This is a genomic window from Rhizobium sp. 01N48 (genome assembly GCF_056399145.1).
In genome coordinates, this window is the sequence record NZ_JBFTQT010000001.1 from 718,891 (window position 1) to 743,947 (window position 25,057).

The window sequence follows — 25,057 nt, forward strand, 5'->3', positions numbered from 1 at the left end:
TGATTTGGTGATTGATCTCACTCAAATCAAGATTTGTGCGAGAACTCGTCACATGAGTGTCACATCCGCGCGAGGCTTCCGTGACATCGAATAGACGAAAGCCCCGGCGAACCGGGGCTTTCTGAGGCTTACGCCGAGTAGTACATGTCGTATTCGACCGGATGCGGGGTCATGTCGTAGCGCATGACCTCAATCATCTTCAGCTCGATGAACGAGTCGATCTGGTCATCATCAAAGACGCCGCCGGCGGTCAGGAACTTGCGGTCCTTGTCCAGGCTTTCCAGCGCTTCGCGCAACGAACCGCAGACCGTCGGGATCTTCTTCAGTTCCTTCGGCGGCAGGTCGTAGAGATCCTTGTCCATGGCCTTGCCGGGATGGATCTTGTTCTTGATGCCGTCGAGGCCGGCCATCAGCATGGCGGCGAAGGCGAGGTAGGGGTTCGCCATCGGATCCGGGAAGCGGACTTCGACGCGCTTTGCCTTCGGGTTGCTGCCAAACGGAATACGGCAGGAGGCCGAGCGGTTGCGCGCCGAGTAGGCGAGCAGAACCGGTGCTTCATAGCCCGGGACGAGACGCTTGTAGGAGTTCGTCGACGGGTTGGTGAAGGCGTTCAGCGCCTTGGCGTGCTTGATGATGCCGCCGATGAAGTACAGGCAGCTCTCGGAGAGGCCTGCATATTCATCGCCCGCGAAGCTCGGCTTGCCGCTCTTCCAGATCGACATGTGGACGTGCATGCCCGAGCCGTTGTCGCCGAAGATCGGCTTCGGCATGAAGGTTGCCGTCTTGCCATAGGCATTGGCGACCTGGTGCACGACGTACTTGTAGATCTGCATCTTGTCGGCGTTGCGAACGAGCGTGTCGAACTTGATGCCGAGCTCGTGCTGGGCAGCAGCCACTTCGTGGTGGTGCTTTTCGACGACGACGCCCATTTCACTGAGAACCGTCAGCATCTCGGAGCGCATGTCCTGGCAGCTGTCGATCGGCGGAACCGGGAAATAGCCGCCCTTGACGCGCGGACGGTGGCCGAGGTTGCCGGTCTCGTATTCGGTGTCGTCGTTGGACGGCAGTTCGGTCGAATCGAGCTTGAAGCCGGTGTTGTAAGGGTCGGCCTTGTAGCGAACGTCGTCGAAGATGAAGAACTCGGCTTCGGGGCCGACGAAGACGGTGTCGCCGATGCCCGATGCCTTCAGATAGGCTTCAGCCTTCTTGGCGGTGCCGCGCGGATCGCGGTTATAGGCTTCGCCGGAGACCGGATCGAGAATGTCGCAGAGAATGACCATGGTGGACTGCGCGAAGAACGGGTCCATGTGGACCGTTTCCGTGTCGGGCATCAGCACCATGTCGGATTCGTTGATCGCCTTCCAGCCGCCGATCGAGGAGCCGTCGAACATGACGCCATCGGCGAACATGTCTTCATCGACGCAAACAACGTCCATCGTGACGTGCTGCAGCTTGCCCTTGGGATCGGTAAAGCGCAGGTCAACAAACTTGACGTCGTTATCCTTGATTTGCTTGAGGATTTCGCTTGCGGTCGCCATAAAATGGTTCCTTCATTTGAGAAGACGAGACGATTGCCTCGCCTGGACCAAACAGGTCAGATCGCATCGACACCGGTTTCGCCGGTACGGATACGAATGACTTCTTCGATATTGGATACAAAAATCTTGCCGTCGCCGATACGGCCCGTCTGCGCGGCCTTGCGGATCGCGTCGATGACGGCTTCCGCGTTCTCGTCGGCGAGGACGACTTCGACCTTCACCTTCGGCAGGAAATCGACGACATACTCCGCGCCACGGTACAGTTCCGTGTGGCCTTTTTGGCGACCGAAGCCCTTTGCTTCCGTGACTGTGATCCCCTGCAGGCCAACTTCCTGAAGGGCTTCCTTCACTTCGTCCAGCTTGAAGGGCTTAATGATCGCTTCGATCTTTTTCATGAGAAAATGACTCTCCGCTTCTCCCGTTATAGCAGGCTCATACCCACCCTCCGATAGAATGCAGTTATCGTGCCAGTTGGAAAGTGGAATCTTCGTGGAAATGGCAGCTGGAGACCGAAAGTCGAATGATTTTCAGCAATTTCAACGATTTTTTTGTCAAAAACGGCGCGGGTTGCAAGCGAAAAGCTTAAATTTCGACCGAAATTGGGAATATTCGCGATGCCTGATGCTTTCTTTGTGGCTTGTGGTGCAGATTAAAATATATGCAAATGACTAAATAATAACCTTCCAGATTTTGCGCCAATCGGTTGTTTTTTAGGCGGATTCTGCTTGAATGGCCGAATGGACAATCAGCTCGCCGACCTTCTCCTTACCCCCGCCGAAATGACCGCCGTCGATGCCGCCGCTGCTGCCTCCGGCATCGACAGTTTCGGGCTCATGCTGCAGGCGGGCGCCGGCGTGGCGGCGTCCTTTCTGCGGCACTATCCCTCTGCGCGGAGGGCCGTCGTGTTGTGCGGTCCCGGCAACAATGGCGGCGACGGATATGTGGCGGCGCAGTGTCTGCGGGATAGCGGCGTCGAGGTCGCGGTATTTCACTTGGGGGATCCCGATCGGCTGAAGGGCGACGCTGCGCGGGCGCTTGCTCGCTGGTCCGGCGAGGGTGAGCCGATCGATAGATATCAGCCTGCCGAGGGCGACGTGGTGATTGACGCCCTGTTCGGGGCCGGGTTGACGCGGGCCGTGCCCGAGGCTGTCCGTGCCGTCATAGCGCGTGTCGACGAAGCTCGCCTGCCGGTGCTTGCTGTCGACCTGCCATCCGGCGTCGACGGCCGGACGGGCATGGTGCTGGGGGCCGCATTTGCCGCCGAGCGGACGATCACCTTCATGACGCGTAAGCCGGGCCATCTGTTGATGCCTGGCCGAGAGCTATCGGGCGTGCTCGAGGTGCTCGACATCGGTATACCCGCGCGGATCGTGCGCGGGCAGGCGTCGGGCAGGCTGGCGGAGAACCGGTCGGAACAGTGGCAGCGGTGGCTGCCGTCATCTGGGCATGAGACGCACAAGTACAAGCGCGGCCATCTCGTCGTCTTCTCGGGCGAAAAGGGCAAGACGGGGGCGGCGCGAATGTCGGCCATGTCTGGATTGAAGGCCGGCGCTGGGCTGGTGACGATCGCCTCGCCTGCGGATGCCATGGACGAGAATGCGACGCATCTGACGGCCGTGATGCTGCACGGCATCGATGGGGACGCCGAACTCCTGGATTGGCTGAAGGACGAACGGTTGCGCAGCTTCGTGCTCGGGCCGGGATTTGGGTCGGGTGAGAAGGCGCGGAGTTTCGTGGCGGCACTGTCCCGTCGGCACCTGGTTCTCGACGCCGATGGCATCACATCGTTCCGCGACGATCCTGGGGCGCTGTTCGCACTGTTCGCGGAGGGCGAGACGCGGTTGGTTCTGACGCCGCATGAGGGCGAGTTTTCGCGATTGTTTCCGGATATCGCTGCGGATGCCAATCTCGGCAAGGCCGACAAGGCGCTGGCGGCCGCGGCACGGGCCAATGCGGCCATCGTCTACAAGGGGCCCGACACCGTGATCGCCTCACCGGATAGTCGGGCACTCATCAATACCAACGCGCCGATCTGGCTCGCCACCGCCGGATCCGGCGATGTGCTGGCGGGGATCATCGGCGCTCTGATGGCGCAGGGGCTGCCGGCCTTCGAAGCGGCTGCCGCCGGTGTTTACATGCACGGTGAAGCGGGCAACCGGGCCGGCAAAGGGCTGACGGCGGAAGACCTCGTCAGCCACGTCTTGCCACTCTGATTACTTGCCGACCCAATTACTTAGCGTTCTGACTACTTGCCGACCTCTTCCTGCAGCGCGATGGCCCCGAAGGGGGCGTTGACCTTGCCCTCGTGGATCATGAAGGCGAAGACGTCGCGCGGCTTAACCTTGACCTTCCGGTCGGCGTCGATAAGCGGCAGATCATCCGGCACCTTGCCTTCGGCCCAGGTTTCCAGTCGCTTGGCCCAGTCCTTTAGCTCCTTCGGCGGATAGCAGGTCCTGATCTCGTCCGAGCCCTTCTGCAGGCGCGTATAGACGAAATCGGCGGTGACATCCGCCACCATCGGATAATCGAAATGTTCGGCGACCACAGGGGCGACGCCGTATTTCGCAAGCAGCGCCACGAACTCCGGCACCTTGAAGCTGTCGTGACGGACCTCGACCACATGCTTCAGCGGCAGGCCATCCTGCTTGTCCGGCAAGAGCTTCAGGAAGCCCTCGAAATCCTCCGGCTCGAACTTCTTCGTCGGCGCGAACTGCCAGAGAATGGGGCCGAGATGCGGGCCAAGCTCGACGATGCCCTGGCCAAGAAAGCGCTCGACAGATTCACCGGCTTCGGAGAGGATCTTGCGATTGGTGCTGAAGCGGCTGGCCTTCAGCGAGAAGATGAAATCTTCAGGGACATCGGCTGCCCACTTGGCGAAGGTTTCCGGCTTCTGCGAGCTGTAATAGGTGCCGTTGACCTCGATGACCTTCAGCTGCCGGCTGGCATAATTCAATTCGTCCTTCTGCTTCAGCGTGGACGGGAAGAAGTGGTTGCGCCAGGGCTCGAACGTCCAGCCGCCGATGCCGACGCGAATGGTGCCGGGTTGTGTCATCAGTTCCTCCTCGTTGAAGTTCGCGAAGTCGTTGTCTATTATCTCTCTATCGATCATCGAAAGGTATTCCGATGACAATCGTAAGCGTGCCCAAGGCCAATACCGAACTCTCTGAACTCCTCAGCCGTGTCGAAGCCGGCGAGGAGATTATTCTGGCACGCGACGACAAGCCGCTGGTGAAACTGGTGCCTGTCGAGACCGATAAGCAACAGGTTCGCGGTTATGGCCGCTTCGCCCACCTGCGCGACAAAATTCCGAGCGATATCTTTCTCGAGCCTATGTCAGAAGACGAACTGGCTGCGTGGGAAGGAAAATACTCATTTCCCGGCGATAACGGCGAATGAATATTCTGCTGGATACGCACGCATTCCTATGGTGGCTCACCGCTAATCCGAAGCTCAGTGCGAAAGCGAAGGCCGCAATCGAAGACTCGAGCGCCACACGCTATATCAGTTCCGCCACCGGATTTGAGATCACCAACAAAGTCCGCATCGGCAAGCTCGATTTTGGTCGCCCCATTGTCGAGAACTTCGATTCCATTCTTGCCGACGGCGGGTTTGCCAAATTGTCCCTTTCCATGGCTCATACTTTTCTTGCCGGTCAGATGGCCGGTGTTCACAAAGATCCTTTCGACCGCATGCTTGCCGCTCAATGCAAGCTCGACAACCTTTCGCTCATATCGGTCGATCCCGCCTTCCGGGAATTCGGGATCGACATCGTCTGGTAGTGGCAGATCACTCCGCCGCCTGCACCTTCTTCACCGGCCGCCGTTCCAGCAGTTCCTTGAGGAACTGGCCGGTATAGGAGCGCTTTTCCTTGACGATCGCCTCGGGCGTGCCTGAAGCCACGATTTCGCCGCCGCCGTCGCCGCCCTCGGGGCCGAAGTCGAGGACCCAGTCGGCGGTCTTGATGACCTCGAGATTGTGCTCGATGACGACCACCGAGTTGCCCTGGTTGACCAGTTCGTGCAGCATTTCGAGCAGCTTCGCCACGTCATGGAAGTGCAGGCCGGTCGTCGGCTCGTCGAGAATGTAGAGCGTGCGGCCGGTCGAGCGCTTCGAGAGTTCCTTGGCGAGCTTGACGCGCTGGGCCTCGCCGCCCGACAGCGTATTCGCCTGCTGGCCGACCTTGATGTAGCCGAGGCCGACGTCGAAGAGCGCCTGCAGCTTGTCGCGCACGGCGGGGACGGCGGCGAAGAACTCGACGCCTTCCTCGACGGTCATGTCCAGCACGTCGGCGATCGACTTCTGCTTGAAGGTGACGTCGAGCGTTTCACGGTTGTACCGCTTGCCGTGGCAGACGTCGCAGGTGACGTAGACATCAGGCAGGAAGTGCATCTCGATCTTGATGACGCCGTCGCCCTGGCAGGCCTCGCAGCGGCCGCCCTTGACGTTGAAGGAGAAGCGGCCCGGTTGATAGCCGCGCGCCTTGGCTTCCGGCAGGCCGGCGAACCAGTCGCGGATCGGGGTGAAGGCGCCGGTATAGGTGGCCGGGTTGGAGCGCGGGGTGCGGCCGATCGGCGACTGGTCGATGTCGATGACCTTGTCGATATGCTCGAAGCCGTCGATGCGGTCGTGATCCGCCGGGATTTCGCGCGCGCCCATGACACGGCGGGCGGCGGACTTGTAGAGCGTCTCGATCAGGAATGTGGACTTGCCGCCGCCGGAGACACCCGTGACTGCCGTGAAGACGCCGAGCGGGATCGATGCCGTGACGTTCTTCAGGTTGTTGCCGCGGGCGCCGACGACCTTGATTTCCTTGCCCTTCTTCACCTTGCGGCGCTCTTCCGGCACGGTCACGCCAAGTTCCCCCGACAGGTATTTACCGGTCAGTGACTTCGGGTTGGCCATGATATCCTGCGGCGTGCCGTGGGCGATGACCTGACCGCCATGAATGCCGGCGGCCGGGCCGATATCGACAACGTCGTCAGCCTGCAAGATGGCGTCCTCGTCGTGCTCGACGACGATGACGGTGTTGCCGATGTCACGCAGGTGCTTCAGGGTTTCGAGCAGGCGCGCATTGTCACGCTGGTGCAGGCCGATCGACGGCTCGTCGAGCACGTAGAGAACACCGGTGAGACCGGAGCCGATCTGCGAGGCCAAGCGAATGCGCTGGCTTTCGCCACCCGAGAGCGTGCCGGAGTTGCGCGAGAGGCTCAGATATTCGAGGCCGACGTCGTTCAGGAAGCGCAGGCGGTCCCTGATCTCTTTCAGGATGCGGACGGCGATCTCATTCTGTTTTGCGTTGAAGCTGTCGGGCAGCGTTTCGAACCAGTCGCGGGCGATGCGGATCGACATATCCGTGACCTGGCCGATGTGCAGCTTGTTGACCTTCACGGCCAGCGCTTCCGGCTTCAGGCGGAAGCCGTTGCAGGACGGGCAGGGGGCGGCCGACATGTAGCGCTCGATCTCCTCGCGCGCCCAGGCGCTGTCGGTTTCCTTCCAGCGGCGCTCGAGGTTGGTGATGATGCCTTCGAAATTCTTGTGCGTCGTGTAGGAGCGGGCGCCGTCGACGTAGTGAAACTCGATCTTCTCCTCGGTGCCGTTGAGGATCACGTCCTGTGCCTTGGCGGAGAGGTCGTTCCAGCGGGCGCCGAGCTTGAAGCCGAAATGCTTGCCGAGCGCTTCCAGCGTCTGGTTGTAATAGGGCGAGGACGACTTGGCCCATGGGGCGATGGCGCCGTCTCGCAGCGTGCGCTCAGGCTCCGGCACGATCAGGTTGGCGTCGATCTTCTGCTGGGCGCCGAGGCCGTCGCAGGTCGGGCAAGCGCCGGCCGGATTGTTGAAGGAGAAGAGGCGTGGCTCGATCTCCGAAATCGTGAAGCCGGAGACCGGGCAGGCGAACTTTTCCGAAAACAGCACGCGCTCATGTGTTTCGTTGAGCGACTTGTTGGCCGAGCCGCCGGCGGCGGTTTCTTCCACCGGCAATGGCTTGTCGGCGAATTCGGCGATGGCGAGGCCGTCGGCAAGCTTCAGCGAGGTCTCAAGGCTGTCGGCCAAACGCGCCGAGACATCGGAGCGCACGACGACGCGGTCGACGACGATATCGATGTCGTGCTTGTATTTCTTGTCGAGGGCGGGCGCATCGGCGATCTCATAGAACTGGCCGTCGATCTTGACGCGCTGGAAGCCCTTCTTCATGAGCTCCGCGAGTTCCTTCTTATACTCGCCCTTGCGGCCGCGCACGAGCGGCGCGAGGATGAAGAGACGCGTGCCTTCCTCGAAGGCGAGGATGCGGTCGACCATCTGGCTGACGGTCTGGCTCTCGATCGGCAGGCCGGTGGCCGGCGAATAGGGAACGCCGACGCGCGCGAAGAGCAGGCGCATGTAGTCGTAGATCTCGGTGACGGTGCCAACCGTCGAGCGCGGGTTACGCGAGGTCGTCTTCTGCTCGATGGAGATCGCCGGCGAGAGGCCGTCGATCTGGTCGACATCGGGCTTCTGCATCATCTCGAGGAACTGGCGGGCATAGGCCGACAGGCTCTCGACGTAGCGGCGCTGGCCTTCGGCATAGATGGTGTCGAAGGCGAGCGAGGATTTGCCCGATCCCGACAGGCCGGTCATGACGATCAGCTTGTTGCGCGGCAGATCGAGGTCGATGCCCTTCAGATTGTGCTCGCGCGCGCCACGGATTGAAATCGTCTTCAGTTCGCTCATCGTCTTCTGCTTCTGTGCTGGAACAAGCCCCTTATTTAGTGATGCCGGCGGGCGAGTCGAGGCTCAATGTCTAGATGGTGCAAGGTTTTCGATTCGGTTGACATGATCATAGGGATAAAATAGAACAAATAAAGAACAAAATTCCTTGTGGATGAACCGCTATGGACGTCCATTGCGCCGCCTCTATGGTTTAAGGTGCATCGATTGTTTCAAGCGCCGCCGGGCAGGGCGGCAGGTAGGGTGAAAAGTATGGCTGGCAGCGTGAACAAGGTAATTCTGATCGGAAATGTGGGTGCAGACCCCGAAATCCGTCGGACGCAGGACGGCCGGCCGATCGCCAACCTCCGCATCGCGACATCGGAGACCTGGCGCGACCGCAATTCCGGCGAGCGCAAGGAAAAGACCGAGTGGCACACCGTCGTGGTCTTCAACGAAGGCCTGTGCAAGGTGATCGAGCAGTACGTCAAGAAAGGCGCCAAGCTCTATATCGAAGGCGCGCTGCAGACCCGCAAGTGGCAGGACCAGCAGGGCCAGGACCGTTATTCAACGGAAGTCGTGCTGCAGGGCTTCGGCTCGACGCTGACGATGCTCGATGGACGCGGCGAAGGCGGCGGCGATCGTTCTGGCGGCGGTTACGGCGGTGGCCGTGGCGGCAATGCCGGCGGTGGTGATTTCGGCGGCGGCGGCGGTTATGGCGACGATTACGGTTCGCCTTCGCAGTCGTCCGGCCGTGGTGGCTCGGGCGGCGGTGCGTCTTCCGGCGGTGGCGGCAATTTCTCGCGCGACCTCGACGACGATATTCCGTTTTGATCGGACGACCGATCACAAGGTGTCAGACGGCGCGCCTCAGGGCGCGCCGTTTGCGTTTTGATTGAACGTGATCTCTCAGACGGGCGAGGGAACGAGGTTCATCGCCGACTTGATGCCATCCACCACGAACTGCGTGGCGAGCGCCGCCAGGATGACGCCGAGCAGGCGCGTCAGGATGGCGCGGCCGGTGACGCCGAGGAAGCGGTCCAGCCGATCGGCGATCAAGAGCGCCAGGAAGAGCAAGAGCAGGCTTGCGGCGATCACGATGATCAGCTGCGCCAGCTCGAAGGCCGTCTGCATCGAGCCTGCGATCAGGATGGTCGCGGAGATGGCGCCTGGGCCTGAGATCAGCGGGATGGCCAGCGGGAAGACAGCGATGTTCTGGATGTGATCGACGGTGATCGCGGCCGTGCCGGTCTTCTCTTTGCGGTCCTGGCGCTTCTCGAACACCATTTCAAAGGCGATCCAGAAGAGCAGCAGACCGCCGGCGATGCGGAAGGCGCCGATCGAGATACCGAGCACGCCAAGCACGCTCGATCCGAAGAGCGCGAAGACGGCAAGAATGATGAAAGCGATGATCGTGCCGCGCAGCGCCACCTGCTTGCGCTGGGCTCTGCTCATGCCAACCGTGAGGCCGAGAAAGATCGGCGCGAGACCGGGCGGGTCGATCGTCACGAGCAGGGTTGTGAAGGCGTTTATCAGTTGGTCGGCGCTTGCCATTATGTCTCCGTATGCCCATATCCGGGCTTGGTTTTCGCGCGATTGTGATGTGGGCAAACCGATTTTGCAAATGGCGCGGCGTGCGTGATGGTGTTTGGGGCGGATAAGCCCCGTTTTGCCCTGATTAGACCGTAAAAGCCTGTTCAAAACTTCCTGCAAAATTGGCTTAGGAACAGCCTTTCCGCTATAAATCTTCAAGTGATTCTAGAAGAGATGTGATCCATTTTGACTGAGCAAACACCCCCCGGCGGCGGGAAGCTCCCGCCAGGCATCGAGCCCATCTCCATTATGGAGGAAATGCAGCGGTCGTATCTCGATTACGCGATGAGCGTTATCGTCAGCCGCGCGCTTCCTGACGTGCGCGACGGCCTCAAGCCCGTGCACCGGCGCATCCTCTACGGCATGTCCGAGCTCGGCATCGACTGGAACAAGAAATACGTCAAATGCGCCCGCGTGACCGGGGACGTGATGGGTAAATACCATCCGCACGGCAACACCGCGATCTACGACGCGCTGGCGCGTATGGCGCAGGACTGGTCTCTTCGCCTTCCGCTGATCGACGGCCAAGGCAACTTCGGCTCCGTCGACGGCGATCCGCCGGCGGCCGAACGCTACACCGAATGCCGCCTCGAGAAGGCCGCGCATTCGCTGCTCGACGATCTCGACAAGGAAACGGTCGATTTCCGCGACAACTACGACGGCACACTCTCCGAGCCCGTGGTCGTTCCGGCGAAATTCCCGAACCTGCTCGTCAACGGCGCCGGCGGTATCGCCGTCGGCATGGCGACCAACATTCCGCCGCACAATCTCGTCGAAGTCATCAATGGCTGTATCGCGCTGATCGACGATCCGGCGATCGAACTGCCGGAGATGATGCAGATCATTCCGGGTCCCGATTTCCCGACCGGCGCCAAGATCCTCGGCCGCTCCGGCATCCGCTCGGCTTACGAGACGGGCCGTGGCTCGGTGATCATGCGCGGTGTTGCGACCATCGAGCCGATGCGCGGCGATCGCGAACAGATCATCATCACCGAGATCCCGTATCAGGTGAACAAGTCGACGATGATCGAGAAGATGGCCGAGCTGGTGCGCGACAAGCGCATCGAGGGCATCTCCGATCTGCGCGACGAATCCGACCGTCAGGGCTACCGCGTCGTCGTCGAGCTGAAGCGCGACGCCAATGCCGACGTGATCCTGAACCAGCTCTATCGCTATACCCCGCTGCAGACCTCTTTCGGCTGCAACATGGTGGCGCTGAACGGTGGCAAGCCGGAACAGCTGCAGCTGCTCGACATGCTGCGCGCTTTCGTCTCTTTCCGCGAGGAAGTCGTTAGCCGGCGTACCAAGTTCCTGCTCCGCAAGGCTCGCGAGCGCGCGCACGTCTTGGTCGGTCTGGCGATTGCTGTCGCCAATATCGACGAAGTCATCCGCGTCATCCGCCAGGCGCCGGACCCGCAGTCGGCCCGCGAAGAGCTGATGACCCGCCGCTGGCCGGCGCATGACGTTGAAAGCCTGATCCGGCTGATCGACGATCCGCGCCACCGCATCAACGACGACATGACCTACAACCTCTCGGAAGAGCAGGCACGGGCCATTCTCGAACTGCGTCTCGCCCGTCTGACGGCCCTTGGCCGCGACGAAATTGGCGACGAACTCAACAAGATCGGCGAGGAAATCAAGGATTACCTCGATATCCTGTCGTCGCGCGTGCGCATCCAGTCGATCGTCAAGGACGAACTCGCGGCTGTCCGCGACGAGTTCGGCACGCCGCGCCGCACCGAGATCATGGATGGCGGCCTTGAGATGGACGATGAAGATCTCATCGCCCGCGAGGACATGGTCGTCACCGTCTCCCATCTCGGCTACATCAAGCGTGTGCCGCTGACGACCTACCGCGCGCAGCGTCGCGGCGGCAAGGGTCGCTCCGGCATGACCACCCGTGACGAAGACTTCGTTAGCCAGCTATTCGTTCTCAACACGCATACGCCGGTTCTGTTCTTCTCCTCGCGCGGTATCGTCTACAAGGAAAAGGTCTACCGCCTGCCGATCGGCACGCCGACCTCGCGCGGCAAGGCGATGATCAACATGCTGCCGCTTGCTCCAGGCGAGCGCATCACCACGATCCTGCCGCTGCCGGAGGACGAGGACAGCTGGGCAACGCTCGACGTGATGTTCTCGACGACGCGCGGCACCGTTCGCCGCAACAAGCTGAGCGACTTCGTCCAAGTCAACCGCAACGGCAAGATCGCGATGAAGCTCGAGGAAGAGGGCGACGAAATCCTCTCCGTCGAGACCTGCACCGAGCATGACGACGTGCTTCTGACGACGGCGCTCGGCCAGTGCATCCGCTTTGCGGTCGATGACGTTCGCGTCTTCGCGGGCCGCAACTCGATCGGCGTACGAGGGATCAATCTTGGCGATAACGACCGCATCATCTCGATGACGATCGTCGGCCATGTCGATGCTGAGCCGTGGGAACGCGCCGCTTATCTCAAGCGCGCTGCCAACGAGCGCCGCCTGACGACGGGCGAAGCCGAGGAAATCGCGCTGGTCGGTGAAGAAGTCACCGAAGAGGGACAGCTGAGCGACGAGCGCTACGAAGAGCTGAAGGCACGCGAACAGTACGTGCTGACGGTTTCCGAGAAGGGCTACGGCAAGCGGTCTTCCTCCTACGACTTCCGCATCTCCGGCCGTGGCGGCAAGGGCATCCGCGCCACCGATACGTCGAAGACGGGCGAGATCGGCGAACTCGTCGCTGCCTTCCCTGTCGACGACAACGACCAGATCATGCTGGTTTCAGATGGCGGTCAGCTGATCCGCGTGCCGGTCGGCGGTATCCGCATCGCCAGCCGCGCGACCAAGGGCGTGACGATCTTCTCGACTGCCAAGGACGAGAAGGTCGTGTCGGTCGAGCGCATCCGCGATCCGGAAGACGAGGTCGAGGAAGGTGCCGAGAACGGCGACGAGACCGCCGTTGTGCCGGGCGAAGAGCCCGCCGCAGAGGCTGGTGACGAAACGCCGCCGGACGCCGAGACGTAAGAGTCTCCGCGCACCGGGTTTCCGGTGAGTGGATCTGAAACAGAAGGGCCGGACCTTATGGGTTTGGCCCTTTTTGTTTGAGTTGCGGAGGCCTGGCGTAGCTCCCCTGCAAGGTCATCTGCACGAATGTCGATGGCTCCGCTGACAGCAAAAGGGCAGTTTTTTCTTGGTAAATCCTTGGGTTGCGGTCCTCGTTGTTTTTGGTGAATATTCCTCAGTATGCAACCAAATGGCGATTCGCTGGCATGATGGAGGATCTGCCCGCCGATCGCTCGATGACCAGTAGGAGGACGTCATGCACCCGTATTTGCTGCAATCACTTGAGACCGCTCAAGCCTCGGATCGCGTTGACGTGGCCGATATCGCGCAGAAGCGGATGCTCGTCATATCGGCCGCGAGAGCGATCCATCGCATGCATGCCGAGCTGGGCATTGATCTCGCCCAGAACGAGTTGCGGCGTGGCCATATCGTCTACGACCTCGCGGAGCTTGCGACGCTGATCGATGACGGTGTGCCGGATCATGTGGTGGCCGCCGGACTGAAGGAGGCTGCTGAAGTGATGGCAAGTCTTTGCCATTTGCTGACGGATAATGCTGCCGCGGAGTGAGTTCTCGACGCCGTGATCGGACGCGCCAGCGATGACCTTCGGGCATTGCCGCCCAGTCGCCCAAACAAAAAGGCCGCATCGTTTCCGATGCGGCCTTTTTTTAGTGTCTCTCGTTCCGCCTTAGTTCAGGCGGCCTGCCGCGTGGGCGAGCATGGTGTAGACCTTGCCGGTGTCGGAGGTCAGGTAGGACTGGGTGATCGTCCGGTCGCGGTCGGTGCGGGCGACGTCGGCGAGCAGCTTTTCGAAGTCCGCGATGTAGCGGTTGACGGCGGTGCGGAATTCCGGCTCGCGGTCATACTTGTGCTTGATCTCGTCGAAGGTCTGCTGGCCCTTCAGCGTGTAGAGGCGGCGCGTGAAGACGTCGCGTTCGCCGCGCTGATAACGGCGCCACAGATCGACCGAGGCATCGTGGTCGATGGCGCGGGCGATATCGACGGAGAGCGAGTTCAGCGATTCCACCACGTGGCGCGGATTGCGGTTGTCGCCGGCGCGCGGTGCCTGGGGAGCCGGTGCCTCTACGCGGGGTGTCGGCTGGCGCGCAACTGCTTCTTCTGCACTCTCGTCGCGCGATGCACCGCGCAGCAGGTCGCTGATCCAGCCGCCGGATGCCGGCGAAGCGGCAGGCGCCTGGGTCACGGCAGGAGCGCGCTGCGGCGTTGCCGGCGTTGCCGCCGCAGTGCCGAGCGAACCGCGCAGGCCGAAGCCTTCGATCGAGGAGGGCGGAATGGCAGCAGCAGCCGGAGTCGAAATCGGCGCGGGGGCCGGGGCCGGAACGGGAGCCGGTTGCGGCTGCTGCTGGATCGCGGGCTGCACTGGCGCCTGGCGCGGGGCAGGTTGTGGCTGCTGTGGCTGGGCCAGCGTGCGGGCGGCAGGCTCGGAGACTTCGAGCTGCTGCGTCGAGCGGCCGACGATGTGCGAGATGTCCTGCAGCGCCTTGATTTGCTCGGAGACGGCGCGGCGCATGGCGGCGGCGCTCTCCTTGGCTTCCTCGGGCAGGTCGAACGCGCCGCGCTTCAGCTCGCTGCGCGTCATGTCCAGTTCCTTGCGGATATCGCCGGCGGAGCGGCGGATTTCCTCGGTGGCGCCGGAGAAGCGGGCGACGGCTTCGTCGACGGCTTCGCGCAGCGATTCACGCATCTGCTGTGCCGCGCCATCCGACAGGCGACCAGCGTCGCCCATCATCCGTTCAACCTCGGACAGCGACGCCGTTAGGCCGCCGCGGACGCGGTTGGCGAGTTCGCCGGAGCGGCGCTCGGCATTGCCAAGCGTAGTGTCGAGCGTCGCGTTGACGTCTTCGCTGGCCTTGCTGACGCTGCTGCGCATCGCTTCGGCGGCTTCCGCAGCGCGCTTTTCGGCATCCGAGAGCGTGGTGCTGATATCGGCGAAGGAGGACTGGACGCCCTGGCGCAGGTTATGGCTGACCTGGTTCGAGCGCTGTTCGGCGCGATCGAAGGCCGAGTCGACCATGCTGCCGAGGGCACGCATCGTCTTTTCGATGTCTTCCGAGCGCTGGACGAGGCCGACCGACAGCGTCTGCAGCGCGGATTCGCGATCTTCCAGCGTCGAGACGAGGTTGGACTGGGCGGCGCCGAGCAGGCTGGAGGCCTGCGTCAGAACCTTGGAGTGCTCGTCGAAGCGGCCGATAATGCTGCCGACCTGCGAAAGCGTCTGGCCGGAGATGTCGGAGAGGCGATCGACCTTGCCTTCGAGAAGGCGGGTCGAGGCTGCGACCATCTCAGCCGCCTTGGAGGCCGAGTCGGTGAAGCGCGAGGTGGTGTCGCCGAGGCGGCTATCCACGGCGCCCAGCTCTTCGGCCGCGCGGGTCATCATCTGGCCCATGACCATGCTGTTGTCGGACAGGCGGTCGATCAGGCGGTTGACGTTGGAGAGCAGGCTGTTTTCGATCGCATCGACGGCCGAGGTGGCGCGCTCGGTACGGGCGTTGATCGCGTCGATCAAAGCGGTGTTTTCGGCGCGCAGGCGCTCGGCGCTCTGGTCGCTCGCCGCCGTGAGCTGTGCGGCACTCTGCTCGCTGGCAGCGGTGATCTGTGCCGCACTCTGTTCGCCGGCAGACGTGATCTGCGCTGCGGCCTCGCGGCCGGTCTGCGCGTAGCGATCGATCATCGGGCGCGCGGTCTCGTCGAGAATGCGCGACAGCTCGGTCGTGCGGCCTGCTAGCATGGAGTTCAGCTCGCGGGTGCGGTCGTCGAGGGCGGCGCGGATGGAGCTGCCGCGTGCTTCGAGCGCCTGCTCAACCGTGTTGAGCGTGCCATCGAGTTCGCGCGAGCGCTCTTCAAGACCGCTGCGGATCGCATTGCCGCGGGCTTCGAGCGCGCGGTCGACATCGGCCATGGTGGAGGCGATCTCTTCGCTGGCGCTTGCGATCGTCGTGCGGATATCCGTGCCGTGGCTGGCGAAGGTGTTCTGCGCGTCGTTCAGTGCCTTGGAGATGGCGCCGACCTGGCCGCTGACGAGCGTTTCGGCCTCGGCCACCTTGTTGATGATGGCGTTGCCTGCTTCGGAGAAGGTTTGGGCGACGGCTGCGGCCTGGCCGGCGAGGCGGTTCTGCGCCTCGGAGACGCGACCGACGATCTGCTCGGAGCGCTCGCCCATCGAACGTGCGAAATCGCTGCTCTTGGCGTCGAGGCCCTCGGCGAACTGCTGGCCGGTCTGGCTGAGGGAGGCCGCGGCGCGCGTGGCTTCCTCGTCCATGCCCTGCGTGGTGTCGGCAACCGCGCTGCGCAGCGAGGCGGCGAGGCCGGCGGCCTTGCCTTCGATGGTGCGATTGACAGCGTCGAGGCCGACGTTGAGCGCGCGGTCCATGGTGGACAGGCGCTCGTCGATCTTGGCGGTGCCACGGTCCATGGCTTCGCCGATGCCTGCGGTGCGGGCATCGATACCGTCAGTCAGGCTGGCGGCGCGGCTGTCGATCTCGGAGGCGAGGTGGCTGGTGCGGCCATCAATCGTCTCGGAGAACTTGGCGATGCTGTCATCGACGGCGGATGCGATGCGGCCGGACGTCTCGTCGCTGAGAGCGCCGAGCCTGGAAATGCCATCGCTCAGCGTGCCGGTCAGGCGTTCGCCCGCGGCATCGACTTGCTGGGCAACACCGCCAACGCCGTCGCGGATGCGGTTTTCGAGCGCCGCGAGGCCGGCTTCGACGCGCGAGCCGGTGTCGGCGAAGCGGCCGGTCATGCCTTCGATCGACTGGTCGAGGTGCGAGGCGAAGCTCTCGGTCGAGCGCGAGATTTCGTCGGCCGCGGTCTGGAAGCGACCGGCGATGTTGCCAGTGCTGTCGCGCAGGCGGTCTTCGAGCGACTGGGCGCTGTTGTCGATCGCCTGGCGGATCGAGGCTTCGCGATCTTCCAGCGACATTTCGAGCATGCTGACGCTTGCGGCGATCGAGGCGCCGATGGTGGTCGCCTGGTCGGCAAGCGTTTCGCCGATCTGGTTATGCGCTTCGTTGAGCGTCAGGTTGATCGCCTGGGTACGGTCGTCGAGCGTTGCGCGGATGCGGGCATGTGCCGAAACGAGGCCGTCTTCCAGCTTGGTCGTGGCATTGCCGGTCAGCGCCTCGAAGCGGTCGGCAGCCGAGGTCAGGCCACCTTCGATGCGGTCGGTGCCATCGGTGATGGTGTTGGAGATCGAGGAGGCGTGTTCGGCGAGCGTGCGTTCCAGGCGCTGCTGGTTTTCGGTGTAGGCACCGCGGATTTCCTGGGCCTTGTCGGTGAAGGCGCCGGCGACGCGGGCTTCGGCTCCGGCGACGCTATCGATCAGCGCATTGGTGCGGGCATCCAGAACCTCGTCGAAGCGACTCTGGCTGTCGCCGAGCGAGATGGCGAGCGCCATGGACTTTTCGGCGAGCGTGTCGGCGAGGCGGTCGTGGACGTCGGCAACCGTGTCGTTGATCGACTTGGCGTTCTGCGACAGCGTGCTTTCGATGCGGTCGTGGCCGCTGACGAGCGAGTTCGCAATGCTTTCGGCGTGGTGGCCGAGCGTGTCCTCGAGGCGCGAATGACCTTCATTAAGGGCGATCGCGAGACCCATGGCCTTGTCGTCCAAGGCTTCGTTGATCCGGTCGTGGCCGCTGGCGAGAGAGGTCGCGATGTTGCCGGCATGGCGGCCGAGCGTGTCTTCGAGGCGCGAGTGGCCTTCGTTGAGCGCAATCGCGAGGCCCATCGACTTGTCTTCCAGCGCTTCGCTGATGCGGTCGTGACCGCTGGAAAGCGAGGCCGCGATACCATCGGCGTGGTGCGCCAGCGTATCGGCGAGGCGGCCCTGGCTGTCGTCGAGCGAGATGGCGAATGCCATGGCGCGGTCGTCGATCGCCTCGGTCAGCTTCTCCTGGCCGGCGGCGAGCGATTGCGAGATCGCTTCCGCGCGGGTGTCTAGCGCGGTCTCGATCAGGCTGCGGCCCTCGTTCATCGAGGCGTTGAAGGCGGCGCTGCGTTCGGCGATGGCGTCGGCAAGCTTGCGTTCGCCTGCTGCCAGCGACTGCGAGATGGCGCCGGCATGCGAGCCGAGCGTGTCCTCGATGCGGCTGTGGCTTTCATTAAGCGAGATGGCGAGCGCCATGGCGCGGTCGTCGAGCGTTTCGGCAAGGCGATCATGGCCGGAGGCGATGGAGCCGGCGATGGCATCGACCTGCGAGCCAAGCGTCTCCTCGAAGCGGCTCTGGCTTTCGTTGAGCGAGATCGCGAGCGTCATGGCCTTGTCGTCGAGCGTATCGGCGAGGCGGTCATGGCTGCCGGTGACGGCTTCGATGATCGCTTCCGAGCGGCTTGCAAGGGTGTTTTCGAAGCGCGACTGGCTGTCGGACAGGGCGCCGAGGAAGACGCCGCTGCGTGCCGACATGACGTCGTCGATGCGCTCATGGGCGGAATCCAGCGCCTGGGTGATATCCTCAGCGCGCTTGGAGATCGTGGTGTTCAGCTCATCGGCGCGTCCGAAGGCCGAGGTGATCTGGTCGGTACCGGCCGAAACCGCCGAGCTCAGATCCGACGTCGTCGACAGCAGGGTGTCTCGGAATTCGGTGGCTCGGGCCGACAGGTTGTTATGGAGCTCAGAAGTGCCGGAGGCAAGCGCCAGCGAGATTTCGGACGTGGCGTGGCTGAGCGCCGAGGTCATTTCGGCAGTGCGGGCGCCAATCGCGCTCGCGACTTCGTCGACCTTGCCCGAAAGCGTGCTTTCCAGCACTTCCTGGCCGGTCGAAAGCGCCGTCGTCAGCGCGAAGGACTGGTCGGTCAACGACGAGCCGATGCGCTCGATGCTGGAGCTCAGGATGCCGTTCAGCGAGTCCGAGCCGCCGGTCAGCGTGTCGTTGATGCGGTTCAGGCTCTCCATCAGCTTGGTGTCGAGCGTGCCGGCGCGCTTGTCGAAGGCGTTGGCGAATTCGGCGACACGTTCGTCGAAGGAGGTGGACAGCTGGGCGACGGTTGCCTGCAGGCGCTCGTCGAAGAAGCCGGAACGCAGGTCGAGGTCCATGATGGTGTCATCGACGCTGGACTGCAGGCTGTGGCGGAAGCTGGTGCCGCGCTCGTCGAGCGTGCTGTTCAGCTTGGCGAGAACGTCGTCGAGCGTGCTGGTGATGGTGCGTTCGCCGCCGGTCAGGCTCTCGTTGATATCGCGGGTGCGCGCGATCAGGATCTCGTTCAGCTGGCGGGCACGGTCGTTGAGTGCCGCGTTCAGCTTCTCGGCGTTGCTGTCCATGGTGGACGCACGCGTCTCGAACTGGCTGAGAATGGTGTTGCCGTGGTCGCTCAGGCTAGACGTCAGCGAATCCAGGCGGTTATCGAACTCGTTGGCGAGCGCGAAACCGGAGGAGGTCAGCGTCTGCAGCAGCGAATCGGTCTTGGCGGCGAGCAGGGTGCCGAGCGACTGGATGGCGGATTCCGACTTCTCGGTGATCGTGGCGGCTCGCGTGTCGATCATCGAGGCGAAGGCTTCGCCCGAGGTCGCCAGGCGCACGGCGATTTCTTCGGTGGCCAGCGACAGGTCTTCGCGCAGCTGGTCGTGAACGCCGACGATCGAGGTGCGGATGCGCTCGGCGTGATTGACGATCGCCTCGCGCTCGGAGCCGAGTTCATGGACGAGACCGCGCACGCGCAGTTCGTTGTCGGCGTAGCTGCGCTCCAGCGCGTTGACTTCGGAGTGGACGAGGGTTTCGAGCTCGGAGGCCCGGGCGATGGTGCGCTCGATGCCTTCGTTCATGGCGGAGACTTCACGACGCACGGCCTGGCCGACGGTCATGATGCGTTCCGACGCGATGGTTTCCGGCTCGGAGAGGCGCAACGCCACTTCCGCCATAGAGCGGGCGGCGTTTCGCATGTCCTGGGCGCGCGCCATCATAATGGCGAAGGCGTAGAACAGGAGAACCGGGATGATGATGCCGACGAGACCGGCGATCACGCCGGGCAGGGCGACGAGGTCGGAAATCGAGCGGATCTGCCAGATCTGCGGCGAATAGAGGAGCGACATCAGGCCGAGGCCGCCGACGATCCACAGAAGTGAAACAAGCGTGGCGTTACGCAGCGCCGGACGGGCGGAGCCGTTGTCGAGCGATTTCAAGAGCGAAGCGGGGCTGACCCGGCTGCCGTCGTTGGCGGCAAAGGCCGGCGCGCGCGATCCCTGCTCGGGGGAGCGGGGTGTAGCGGCGCGCTGCTGCTTGGCATCGTCTTTACGCTGATTGCGGACAGTTGGCTTTTCGGACACTTTTGCCTCCGAGGCGTCTTGCTTCCTGACTTGTGGAGACGGCGCTTCATCGTCCTCGAAGTCGATCTGCAGGGCTTCATCCAGCGCCTTGAACGCCTTGTCCTCGATCGATTCGTTGTACTTGTTGTTCGCCATTCCGTTACGCCTCGTTACATCTCAGCCGGTCTACACGCATCCGGGTTTCCGCGTCACCCGAACAAACCTTGCCTCTGAACCTGTCCGCCCAAAATTCGTAGAGCGGATAAGTATGTCATTTCAGAGTGGATAGCTGCTTTCGCACACTTACGGTATCAAAACATTACCATTATCCACTTGGCGAGCAAAGGCTTCCACAACCCAGCTCTCCCAGTCGTATCGTAGTGACACATCCGGACCTGCTAGACAATTAACGCCTTCGGTCAAATGCCGAGTTATTAACGCTTGATTAACCCGGATTAACGCCGGCGCGGCCTTGAAATCCAATGTGTTAGAAGTGTTTGACTGATGTTAACCATATGACGAGAAATTCGCCCTGATTGCGCCCGAATTTAACGCGATTGGCACTGCGCCCCCGCAACATCATTCACACGGCGGGACCTAAGACGGGAGAATTGGCATATGGCAGCAGTCAGTATTGCGTTCGCGGCGCCAGATCATGGCAAGGGACAGGTTCCCTCGCAACAGCGGCCGGTCGACCTTGTTCACCTGGCCAACCAGACGATGGGCGACAAGGCGCTTGAACTTGAAGTCCTGCAGATGTTCGCGCGCCAGGCGCGCGCCTGCCTGCACGACATGTCTTCCGGCGACGGCAAGGCGATCGTCGCAGCCGCCCACAAGCTCAAGGGTGCGGCAAGCGCCGTCGGCGCCTTCCGCGTACGCGATGCCGCCGAAGCGCTCGAAGGCAATTGCGGCGATGCCTCGAACATGGCCGCCGTCGGCGTCGCCGTCATCGAGGCGGAGAATTTCATCCTGAAACTTTGCCGCTAGGCGGTAATGACGCCATCAGGTGTTCGATCATGGGACCCGTTGCTCCATTGCGGAGCAGCGGGTCTTTTTATTGCTCTTGGCGTGGCGCAATCTGACAAGCGTGTCGCTTCCAAATCTGGAATGAAGAGGCAAGGGCGGTCGTTGTTGACTGCCTCGCGTAATTGTTGGAAGTAAAAATCCAAACCCATCCCATTGATGATCACCGGAAAACACCATGCCCAAACTGACCATTGTCGCTTTCGACGGTACGCGCTTCGATCTTGATGTCGATCAGGGATCGACCGTCATGGAAAACGCCGTGCGCAACTCCGTGCCGGGCATCGAAGCCGAATGTGGTGGCGCCTGCGCTTGCGCGACCTGTCATGTCTACGTCGACGAGGAGTGGACCGAGCGCGTCGGTCCGCCCGAAGCGATGGAAGAAGACATGCTCGATTTCGCCTTCGACGTCCGCCCGACCTCGCGTCTCTCCTGTCAGATCCGCATGAAGGCGGCGCTGGACGGGCTGACCGTGCATGTGCCGGAGCGCCAGGCCTAATTCTCCCAGGCATTATCCTCCCGAGGATGAACCGGCCAAAAAAAGCCTCGCTTGCCGATGTGACGAGCGAGGCGAGGTAGGCGCATTACCTACGGCCAAGGGAGGATCGACCGCGGCTTCGCAACGCGCCAGGAGAACCCAGAAAACGAAAGTCCCGGCTAACGGACCTGAACTTTCGAATGACTGAATATTAGCGCGTTGTGTTTCACAAATCTATGGTGAGAAATTACCATTCATTGGCTGGGGCCGTGCCGGTTTCGCACAATTTTCATTGCGCGGCTAAGGTCCGGCCGTCGATTTCCGCCCGAGAATCAGCTACTTTTCGCCGTCCGATGGTTTCAGGCGGTTATTGAGGAGGCGCAGCATGCGCTTCTGGAAGTTCACGGCCTCTACCTGATCGAATCGTGCCTGCAGCCTGTCGTGCTCGGCGATCCCACGTGTCGATACCTCCGTCACCAACTCCTGCATGGCTTCGCAATTGGGCTGCGGCGGGAGCGCCATGATCTTGCGTTCCATGTTGCGCGCCTGGGTTCGGGCGATCTCGGCATGGCGTTCCTCATGCCGCTTGATGTCGCTCGACAGCGTGTCCCAGATCATCGACAACTCAGGGCTGGCGCCGCGACGATTGTTCCAGCGCGGCAGGATGATCTGCGTGTGCACGGTGACGCGCGCGGTGCTGACGCGGCAGCGGCCGTTTTCCTCGACATAGGTGGCGTCGCCGCCGAAGCGGATCTTGGTAGCGCCGGGATGGCGGGCAGACGAGCCGTTGGCCGTCGGGCCGCGTGTGCTCAGCTGCTCGTCCAGTTCGTCGGCGGTTTTGCCCTTGATGTTGAAATAGGAATAGCTCTTGGTGGCCACCACGGCGGCGCTTGCGGGATAGCCAGCGGACAGCGAGACGGAAATGGCGAGGAGGAGCGGCATATAACGCGACACGGACGGCATTCTGCAAATACTCATGTTGAAGTTTGCGGGAGCTTGGGGCATAGCCACCGCTAGCGCAATATGATGACGCTGTTTTTTCGATCGATAGGATGAATGCAGGTGGCAAAGCTTGGCAGCAGTATCTGGCGCGTCGGGCATGACCGCGAGATTGAGCTTGGCTCGACCGCGGTTATCATGGCGATCGTCAACGCGACGCCGGACTCTTTCTCCGACGGTGGTCGCTATGACAGCGTCGACAAGGCCGTGGCGCATGCCCTCAAGGTTGTCGAGGACGGTGCCGGCATTATCGACATCGGCGGCGAGTCCACGCGACCGGATGCCGCGAATGTTGACGCCCAAGAAGAGCAGGCACGGGTGCTGCCGGTTATCGAGGCGCTGCGCGACAAGACCGAGGCACTGATTTCCATCGATACCTATCGCGCCGAGACCGCCCGCCTGGCTGTTGAGGCCGGTGCGCATATCGTCAACGATATCTTCGGGCTGCAGAAGGAGCCCGATATCGCCGATATCGCCGCGAAGACCGGCGCGGGGCTCTGCGTGATGCATACCGGTCGCGACCGCGACAAGCTTGATGATGTCGTCGCCGATCAGTTTCTGTTTCTTGAGCGGTCCTTGGAGATCGCCGGGCGCGCTGGCGTGGCGCGCGACCGCGTCGTTCTCGACCCCGGCTTCGGCTTCGCCAAGGACACGGACGAGAACCTCGAACTGATGGCGCGTTGCGACGAGCTTCAGCGTCTTGGCTTTCCGATCCTGGCCGGCACCTCGCGCAAGCGCTTCGTCGGTGCGGTCACGGGCCGCGAGGCGGCCGATCGCGATGCCGGCACGGCGGCCACCAGCGTGCTTTTGAGACTGAAGGGCGCCGCGATTTTTCGCGTACACGATGTCGCAATCAACAGGGACGCACTTGCCGTGACTGATGCTATGCTGAAGGCACGCGACGCATTCGAGCGGAAGGGCACGTTATGAGCACCACCTACACCATCACCTTGCAGAACTGCGCCTTCTTCGCCCGCCACGGCGTTCACGACGAAGAGGAGTTTCTGGGGCAGCGTTTCTTCGTCGATGCCGAGCTCGATGTCGTGACCGGCACCGCGCTGGAGACGGATTCGATCGACGATACCGTCAATTACGGGATTGCCTTCACCGTCATCGAGGAGATCGTCACCGGCAAGCGACGTTATCTGATCGAGGCGCTGGCGCTCGATATCGCCAAGGGGCTCTGTCAGAAATTCCCGCAGATCAAGCGGGCGAAAATTACCGTGCGCAAGCCGAACGCGCCGGTTCCAGGCGTGCTTGATTTCGTCCAGGTGAGCGTCGAACATTTTGTCTGACATGGCTTTTGAGGCCGCCACGCTCGGGCTTGGCGGCAATATCGGCGATCCCGTCCACTCCATGGCGCAGGCGCTGAAGGCGCTGGATGCGCGGGCGGATTGTCGCGTGGTCGCTGTCTCCCGGCTCTTCCGTACGCCGCCATGGGGCAAGACGGACCAGTCCTTCTTTTTCAATTGCTGCGCCGAAGTGTCGACGTCGCTTCAGCCGGAAGCACTGCTCGATGTCTGTCTCGACATAGAGCGCGGCATGAAGCGGGAGCGTATCGAGCACTGGGGGCCGCGCACGCTCGATATCGATGTGCTGACCTACAACGATATCAGCCAGGATGCGCCGCGGCTGGAGCTTCCGCATCCCCGGATGACCGATCGCGGCTTCGTGCTGATGCCGCTTGCCGACTTCGCGGCCGACCTTGTCGTCAAGGGTGTCGCGGTGCGCGACTGGCTTGCTCGCGCCGATATTCAGGGGATCGAGGTCGCCGATCAGAGCATGGATTGGTGGCGTGACGCCTGAAACGAAAGAAGCGACCATTTGGCCGCTTCATCGTATGCTTCACTTGTCTCTATCGATTATTCGACCGAGCCGACGGTTATTTCGTCGACCTGGCGCGACAGCGTCAGGCCGATCACGGGGATCATCTGGCTTTCGACCTTGACCGAAACCGTGACGTTCATTGTCTTGTCGTCGCGGACGCGGGCGATCATCGCGCCGTTGAGCTTGGCGCGGTTGAGGCCGACCACGACGGTGTCTTCCGTGACGGTGCCGGAGACGACGTCGAGACCCTTGCCGGCGGCGCCGTCGAGGAACTTGCCCTTGTAGCTATTGCCAGACTGGGTGATCAGTGCGCTCATCGGCTGCTTGAAGACGCCGACGCGGCAGCTGCCGTCGAGCTTGACGCCGGTGCCGTCGGTGACGGGTTCGCCGATCAGGTTGCAGGTGAACTTGGTGCCCTTGTACTTGCCGGCGACGATTTCGCCCGGACCTTTCCACGAGCCTGCGACAGATTCGAAGAATGCCTTGTCACGCGTGGCGGCGGTGGCTGCTGGAGCCGTTTCGGCAAAAGGCGACAGGGCGATTGCCGCGAGACCGAAGAGGTAGAGAAACTTGCGCGAGTACATGGATTTTCCTTGGCGAACCATATCGCTTAACTGG

At 62.3% G+C, this 25,057-nt stretch carries 19 protein-coding genes; 11 read left to right on the plus strand and 8 right to left on the minus strand.

What is annotated here, in order from left to right; genetic code table 11:
- Positions 1 to 128 precede the first annotated feature (128 nt).
- Positions 129 to 1,538, minus strand: coding sequence for a type I glutamate--ammonia ligase (gene glnA, locus AC1DOG_RS03675; protein ID WP_018900557.1), 1,410 nt, complete (start codon positions 1,536 to 1,538; stop codon positions 129 to 131).
- A 56-nt stretch (positions 1,539 to 1,594) separates the two neighbouring features.
- Positions 1,595 to 1,933, minus strand: coding sequence for a P-II family nitrogen regulator (locus tag AC1DOG_RS03680; RefSeq protein ID WP_018900556.1), 339 nt, complete (start codon positions 1,931 to 1,933; stop codon positions 1,595 to 1,597).
- Positions 1,934 to 2,275: 342 nt separating this feature from the next.
- Between AC1DOG_RS03680 and AC1DOG_RS03685 the strand changes: the two genes are divergently transcribed.
- Positions 2,276 to 3,751 (plus strand): NAD(P)H-hydrate dehydratase, encoded by a 1,476-nt coding sequence (locus AC1DOG_RS03685; protein WP_477926858.1) that lies wholly within the window; start codon positions 2,276 to 2,278, stop codon positions 3,749 to 3,751.
- Between the two features lie 32 nt (positions 3,752 to 3,783).
- On the opposite strand, the gene AC1DOG_RS03690 is transcribed toward AC1DOG_RS03685, so the two are convergent.
- Complete coding sequence (locus AC1DOG_RS03690; protein ID WP_477926891.1) at positions 3,784 to 4,590, minus strand: DUF72 domain-containing protein; 807 nt, start codon at positions 4,588 to 4,590, stop codon at positions 3,784 to 3,786.
- A gap of 86 nt (positions 4,591 to 4,676) precedes the next feature.
- Between AC1DOG_RS03690 and AC1DOG_RS03695 the strand changes: the two genes are divergently transcribed.
- Both AC1DOG_RS03695 and AC1DOG_RS03700 read left to right on the plus strand, forming a co-directional pair.
- Positions 4,677 to 4,934, plus strand: coding sequence for a type II toxin-antitoxin system Phd/YefM family antitoxin (locus AC1DOG_RS03695; protein WP_477926859.1), 258 nt, complete (start codon positions 4,677 to 4,679; stop codon positions 4,932 to 4,934).
- On the plus strand, positions 4,931 to 5,317 hold the full coding sequence (locus AC1DOG_RS03700; protein ID WP_477926860.1) for a type II toxin-antitoxin system VapC family toxin: 387 nt from the start codon (positions 4,931 to 4,933) through the stop codon (positions 5,315 to 5,317). Before AC1DOG_RS03695 ends, AC1DOG_RS03700 begins: the two co-directional genes overlap by 4 nt.
- Before the next feature lie 7 nt (positions 5,318 to 5,324).
- Here AC1DOG_RS03700 and uvrA read toward each other — a convergent pair whose 3' ends face one another.
- On the minus strand, positions 5,325 to 8,246 hold the full coding sequence (gene uvrA / locus AC1DOG_RS03705; RefSeq protein ID WP_477926861.1) for an excinuclease ABC subunit UvrA: 2,922 nt from the start codon (positions 8,244 to 8,246) through the stop codon (positions 5,325 to 5,327).
- A gap of 249 nt (positions 8,247 to 8,495) precedes the next feature.
- Between uvrA and AC1DOG_RS03710 the strand changes: the two genes are divergently transcribed.
- On the plus strand, positions 8,496 to 9,056 hold the full coding sequence (locus AC1DOG_RS03710) for a single-stranded DNA-binding protein (RefSeq protein WP_477926862.1): 561 nt from the start codon (positions 8,496 to 8,498) through the stop codon (positions 9,054 to 9,056).
- Positions 9,057 to 9,131: 75 nt separating this feature from the next.
- Here AC1DOG_RS03710 and AC1DOG_RS03715 read toward each other — a convergent pair whose 3' ends face one another.
- Complete coding sequence (locus tag AC1DOG_RS03715; protein ID WP_018900549.1) at positions 9,132 to 9,776, minus strand: MarC family protein; 645 nt, start codon at positions 9,774 to 9,776, stop codon at positions 9,132 to 9,134.
- Positions 9,777 to 10,001: 225 nt separating this feature from the next.
- On the opposite strand from AC1DOG_RS03715, the gene gyrA reads away from it, so the two are divergent.
- Both gyrA and AC1DOG_RS03725 read left to right on the plus strand, forming a co-directional pair.
- Positions 10,002 to 12,815: a DNA gyrase subunit A gene (gyrA, locus tag AC1DOG_RS03720; RefSeq protein ID WP_209190622.1), complete on the plus strand. Its 2,814-nt coding sequence runs from the start codon at positions 10,002 to 10,004 to the stop codon at positions 12,813 to 12,815.
- Between the two features lie 295 nt (positions 12,816 to 13,110).
- Complete coding sequence (locus AC1DOG_RS03725; protein WP_477926863.1) at positions 13,111 to 13,422, plus strand: hypothetical protein; 312 nt, start codon at positions 13,111 to 13,113, stop codon at positions 13,420 to 13,422.
- Positions 13,423 to 13,542: 120 nt separating this feature from the next.
- Here the strand turns inward: AC1DOG_RS03725 and AC1DOG_RS03730 are convergent, their stop codons facing one another.
- Complete coding sequence (locus AC1DOG_RS03730; RefSeq protein ID WP_477926864.1) at positions 13,543 to 20,268, minus strand: apolipoprotein A-IV repeat region-like domain-containing protein; 6,726 nt, start codon at positions 20,266 to 20,268, stop codon at positions 13,543 to 13,545.
- 462 nt (positions 20,269 to 20,730) lie between these two features.
- Between AC1DOG_RS03730 and AC1DOG_RS03735 the strand changes: the two genes are divergently transcribed.
- The gene (locus AC1DOG_RS03735) at positions 20,731 to 21,099 is read left to right on the plus strand and encodes an Hpt domain-containing protein (protein WP_018900545.1); all 369 of its coding nucleotides are present in this window, start codon (positions 20,731 to 20,733) and stop codon (positions 21,097 to 21,099) included.
- 214 nt (positions 21,100 to 21,313) lie between these two features.
- Positions 21,314 to 21,634 carry a 2Fe-2S iron-sulfur cluster-binding protein gene (locus tag AC1DOG_RS03740; protein WP_018900544.1) on the plus strand — a complete coding sequence of 107 codons (321 nt, stop codon included), beginning with the start codon at positions 21,314 to 21,316 and terminating at the stop codon, positions 21,632 to 21,634.
- Between the two features lie 315 nt (positions 21,635 to 21,949).
- Here AC1DOG_RS03740 and AC1DOG_RS03745 read toward each other — a convergent pair whose 3' ends face one another.
- Positions 21,950 to 22,576 carry a DUF922 domain-containing Zn-dependent protease gene (locus AC1DOG_RS03745; RefSeq protein ID WP_112941636.1) on the minus strand — a complete coding sequence of 209 codons (627 nt, stop codon included), beginning with the start codon at positions 22,574 to 22,576 and terminating at the stop codon, positions 21,950 to 21,952.
- A 93-nt stretch (positions 22,577 to 22,669) separates the two neighbouring features.
- Here AC1DOG_RS03745 and folP point away from each other — a divergent pair, with 93 nt between their 5' ends.
- From folP to folK, 3 genes are read left to right on the plus strand one after another with little or no spacing between them, the layout of a single operon-like run.
- Positions 22,670 to 23,542, plus strand: a complete 873-nt coding sequence (folP, locus tag AC1DOG_RS03750) for a dihydropteroate synthase (protein WP_477926865.1) — start codon at positions 22,670 to 22,672, stop codon at positions 23,540 to 23,542.
- The gene (gene folB, locus AC1DOG_RS03755) at positions 23,539 to 23,907 is read left to right on the plus strand and encodes a dihydroneopterin aldolase (protein ID WP_018900541.1); all 369 of its coding nucleotides are present in this window, start codon (positions 23,539 to 23,541) and stop codon (positions 23,905 to 23,907) included. The genes folP and folB overlap by 4 nt, the downstream gene beginning before the upstream one ends.
- Position 23,908: 1 nt before the next feature.
- The gene (gene folK, locus AC1DOG_RS03760) at positions 23,909 to 24,418 is read left to right on the plus strand and encodes a 2-amino-4-hydroxy-6-hydroxymethyldihydropteridine diphosphokinase (protein ID WP_477926866.1); all 510 of its coding nucleotides are present in this window, start codon (positions 23,909 to 23,911) and stop codon (positions 24,416 to 24,418) included.
- Between the two features lie 56 nt (positions 24,419 to 24,474).
- Here folK and AC1DOG_RS03765 read toward each other — a convergent pair whose 3' ends face one another.
- On the minus strand, positions 24,475 to 25,023 hold the full coding sequence (locus tag AC1DOG_RS03765) for a hypothetical protein (protein WP_113199968.1): 549 nt from the start codon (positions 25,021 to 25,023) through the stop codon (positions 24,475 to 24,477).
- Positions 25,024 to 25,057 lie beyond the last annotated feature (34 nt).

Coding starts and splice junctions, on each gene's coding strand:
- folB (WP_018900541.1), top strand. CDS start 23,539: ATGAGCACCACCTACACCATCACCTTGCAGAACTGCGCCTTCTTCGCC.
- glnA (WP_018900557.1), bottom strand. CDS start 1,538: ATGGCGACCGCAAGCGAAATCCTCAAGCAAATCAAGGATAACGACGTC.
- AC1DOG_RS03730 (WP_477926864.1), bottom strand. CDS start 20,268: ATGGCGAACAACAAGTACAACGAATCGATCGAGGACAAGGCGTTCAAG.
- AC1DOG_RS03700 (WP_477926860.1), top strand. CDS start 4,931: ATGAATATTCTGCTGGATACGCACGCATTCCTATGGTGGCTCACCGCT.
- AC1DOG_RS03725 (WP_477926863.1), top strand. CDS start 13,111: ATGCACCCGTATTTGCTGCAATCACTTGAGACCGCTCAAGCCTCGGAT.
- AC1DOG_RS03680 (WP_018900556.1), bottom strand. CDS start 1,933: ATGAAAAAGATCGAAGCGATCATTAAGCCCTTCAAGCTGGACGAAGTG.
- AC1DOG_RS03765 (WP_113199968.1), bottom strand. CDS start 25,023: ATGTACTCGCGCAAGTTTCTCTACCTCTTCGGTCTCGCGGCAATCGCC.
- folK (WP_477926866.1), top strand. CDS start 23,909: ATGGCTTTTGAGGCCGCCACGCTCGGGCTTGGCGGCAATATCGGCGAT.
- AC1DOG_RS03735 (WP_018900545.1), top strand. CDS start 20,731: ATGGCAGCAGTCAGTATTGCGTTCGCGGCGCCAGATCATGGCAAGGGA.
- AC1DOG_RS03710 (WP_477926862.1), top strand. CDS start 8,496: ATGGCTGGCAGCGTGAACAAGGTAATTCTGATCGGAAATGTGGGTGCA.
- AC1DOG_RS03715 (WP_018900549.1), bottom strand. CDS start 9,776: ATGGCAAGCGCCGACCAACTGATAAACGCCTTCACAACCCTGCTCGTG.
- folP (WP_477926865.1), top strand. CDS start 22,670: ATGCAGGTGGCAAAGCTTGGCAGCAGTATCTGGCGCGTCGGGCATGAC.
- AC1DOG_RS03740 (WP_018900544.1), top strand. CDS start 21,314: ATGCCCAAACTGACCATTGTCGCTTTCGACGGTACGCGCTTCGATCTT.
- uvrA (WP_477926861.1), bottom strand. CDS start 8,246: ATGAGCGAACTGAAGACGATTTCAATCCGTGGCGCGCGCGAGCACAAT.
- AC1DOG_RS03685 (WP_477926858.1), top strand. CDS start 2,276: ATGGACAATCAGCTCGCCGACCTTCTCCTTACCCCCGCCGAAATGACC.
- AC1DOG_RS03690 (WP_477926891.1), bottom strand. CDS start 4,590: ATGACACAACCCGGCACCATTCGCGTCGGCATCGGCGGCTGGACGTTC.
- AC1DOG_RS03745 (WP_112941636.1), bottom strand. CDS start 22,576: ATGCCGTCCGTGTCGCGTTATATGCCGCTCCTCCTCGCCATTTCCGTC.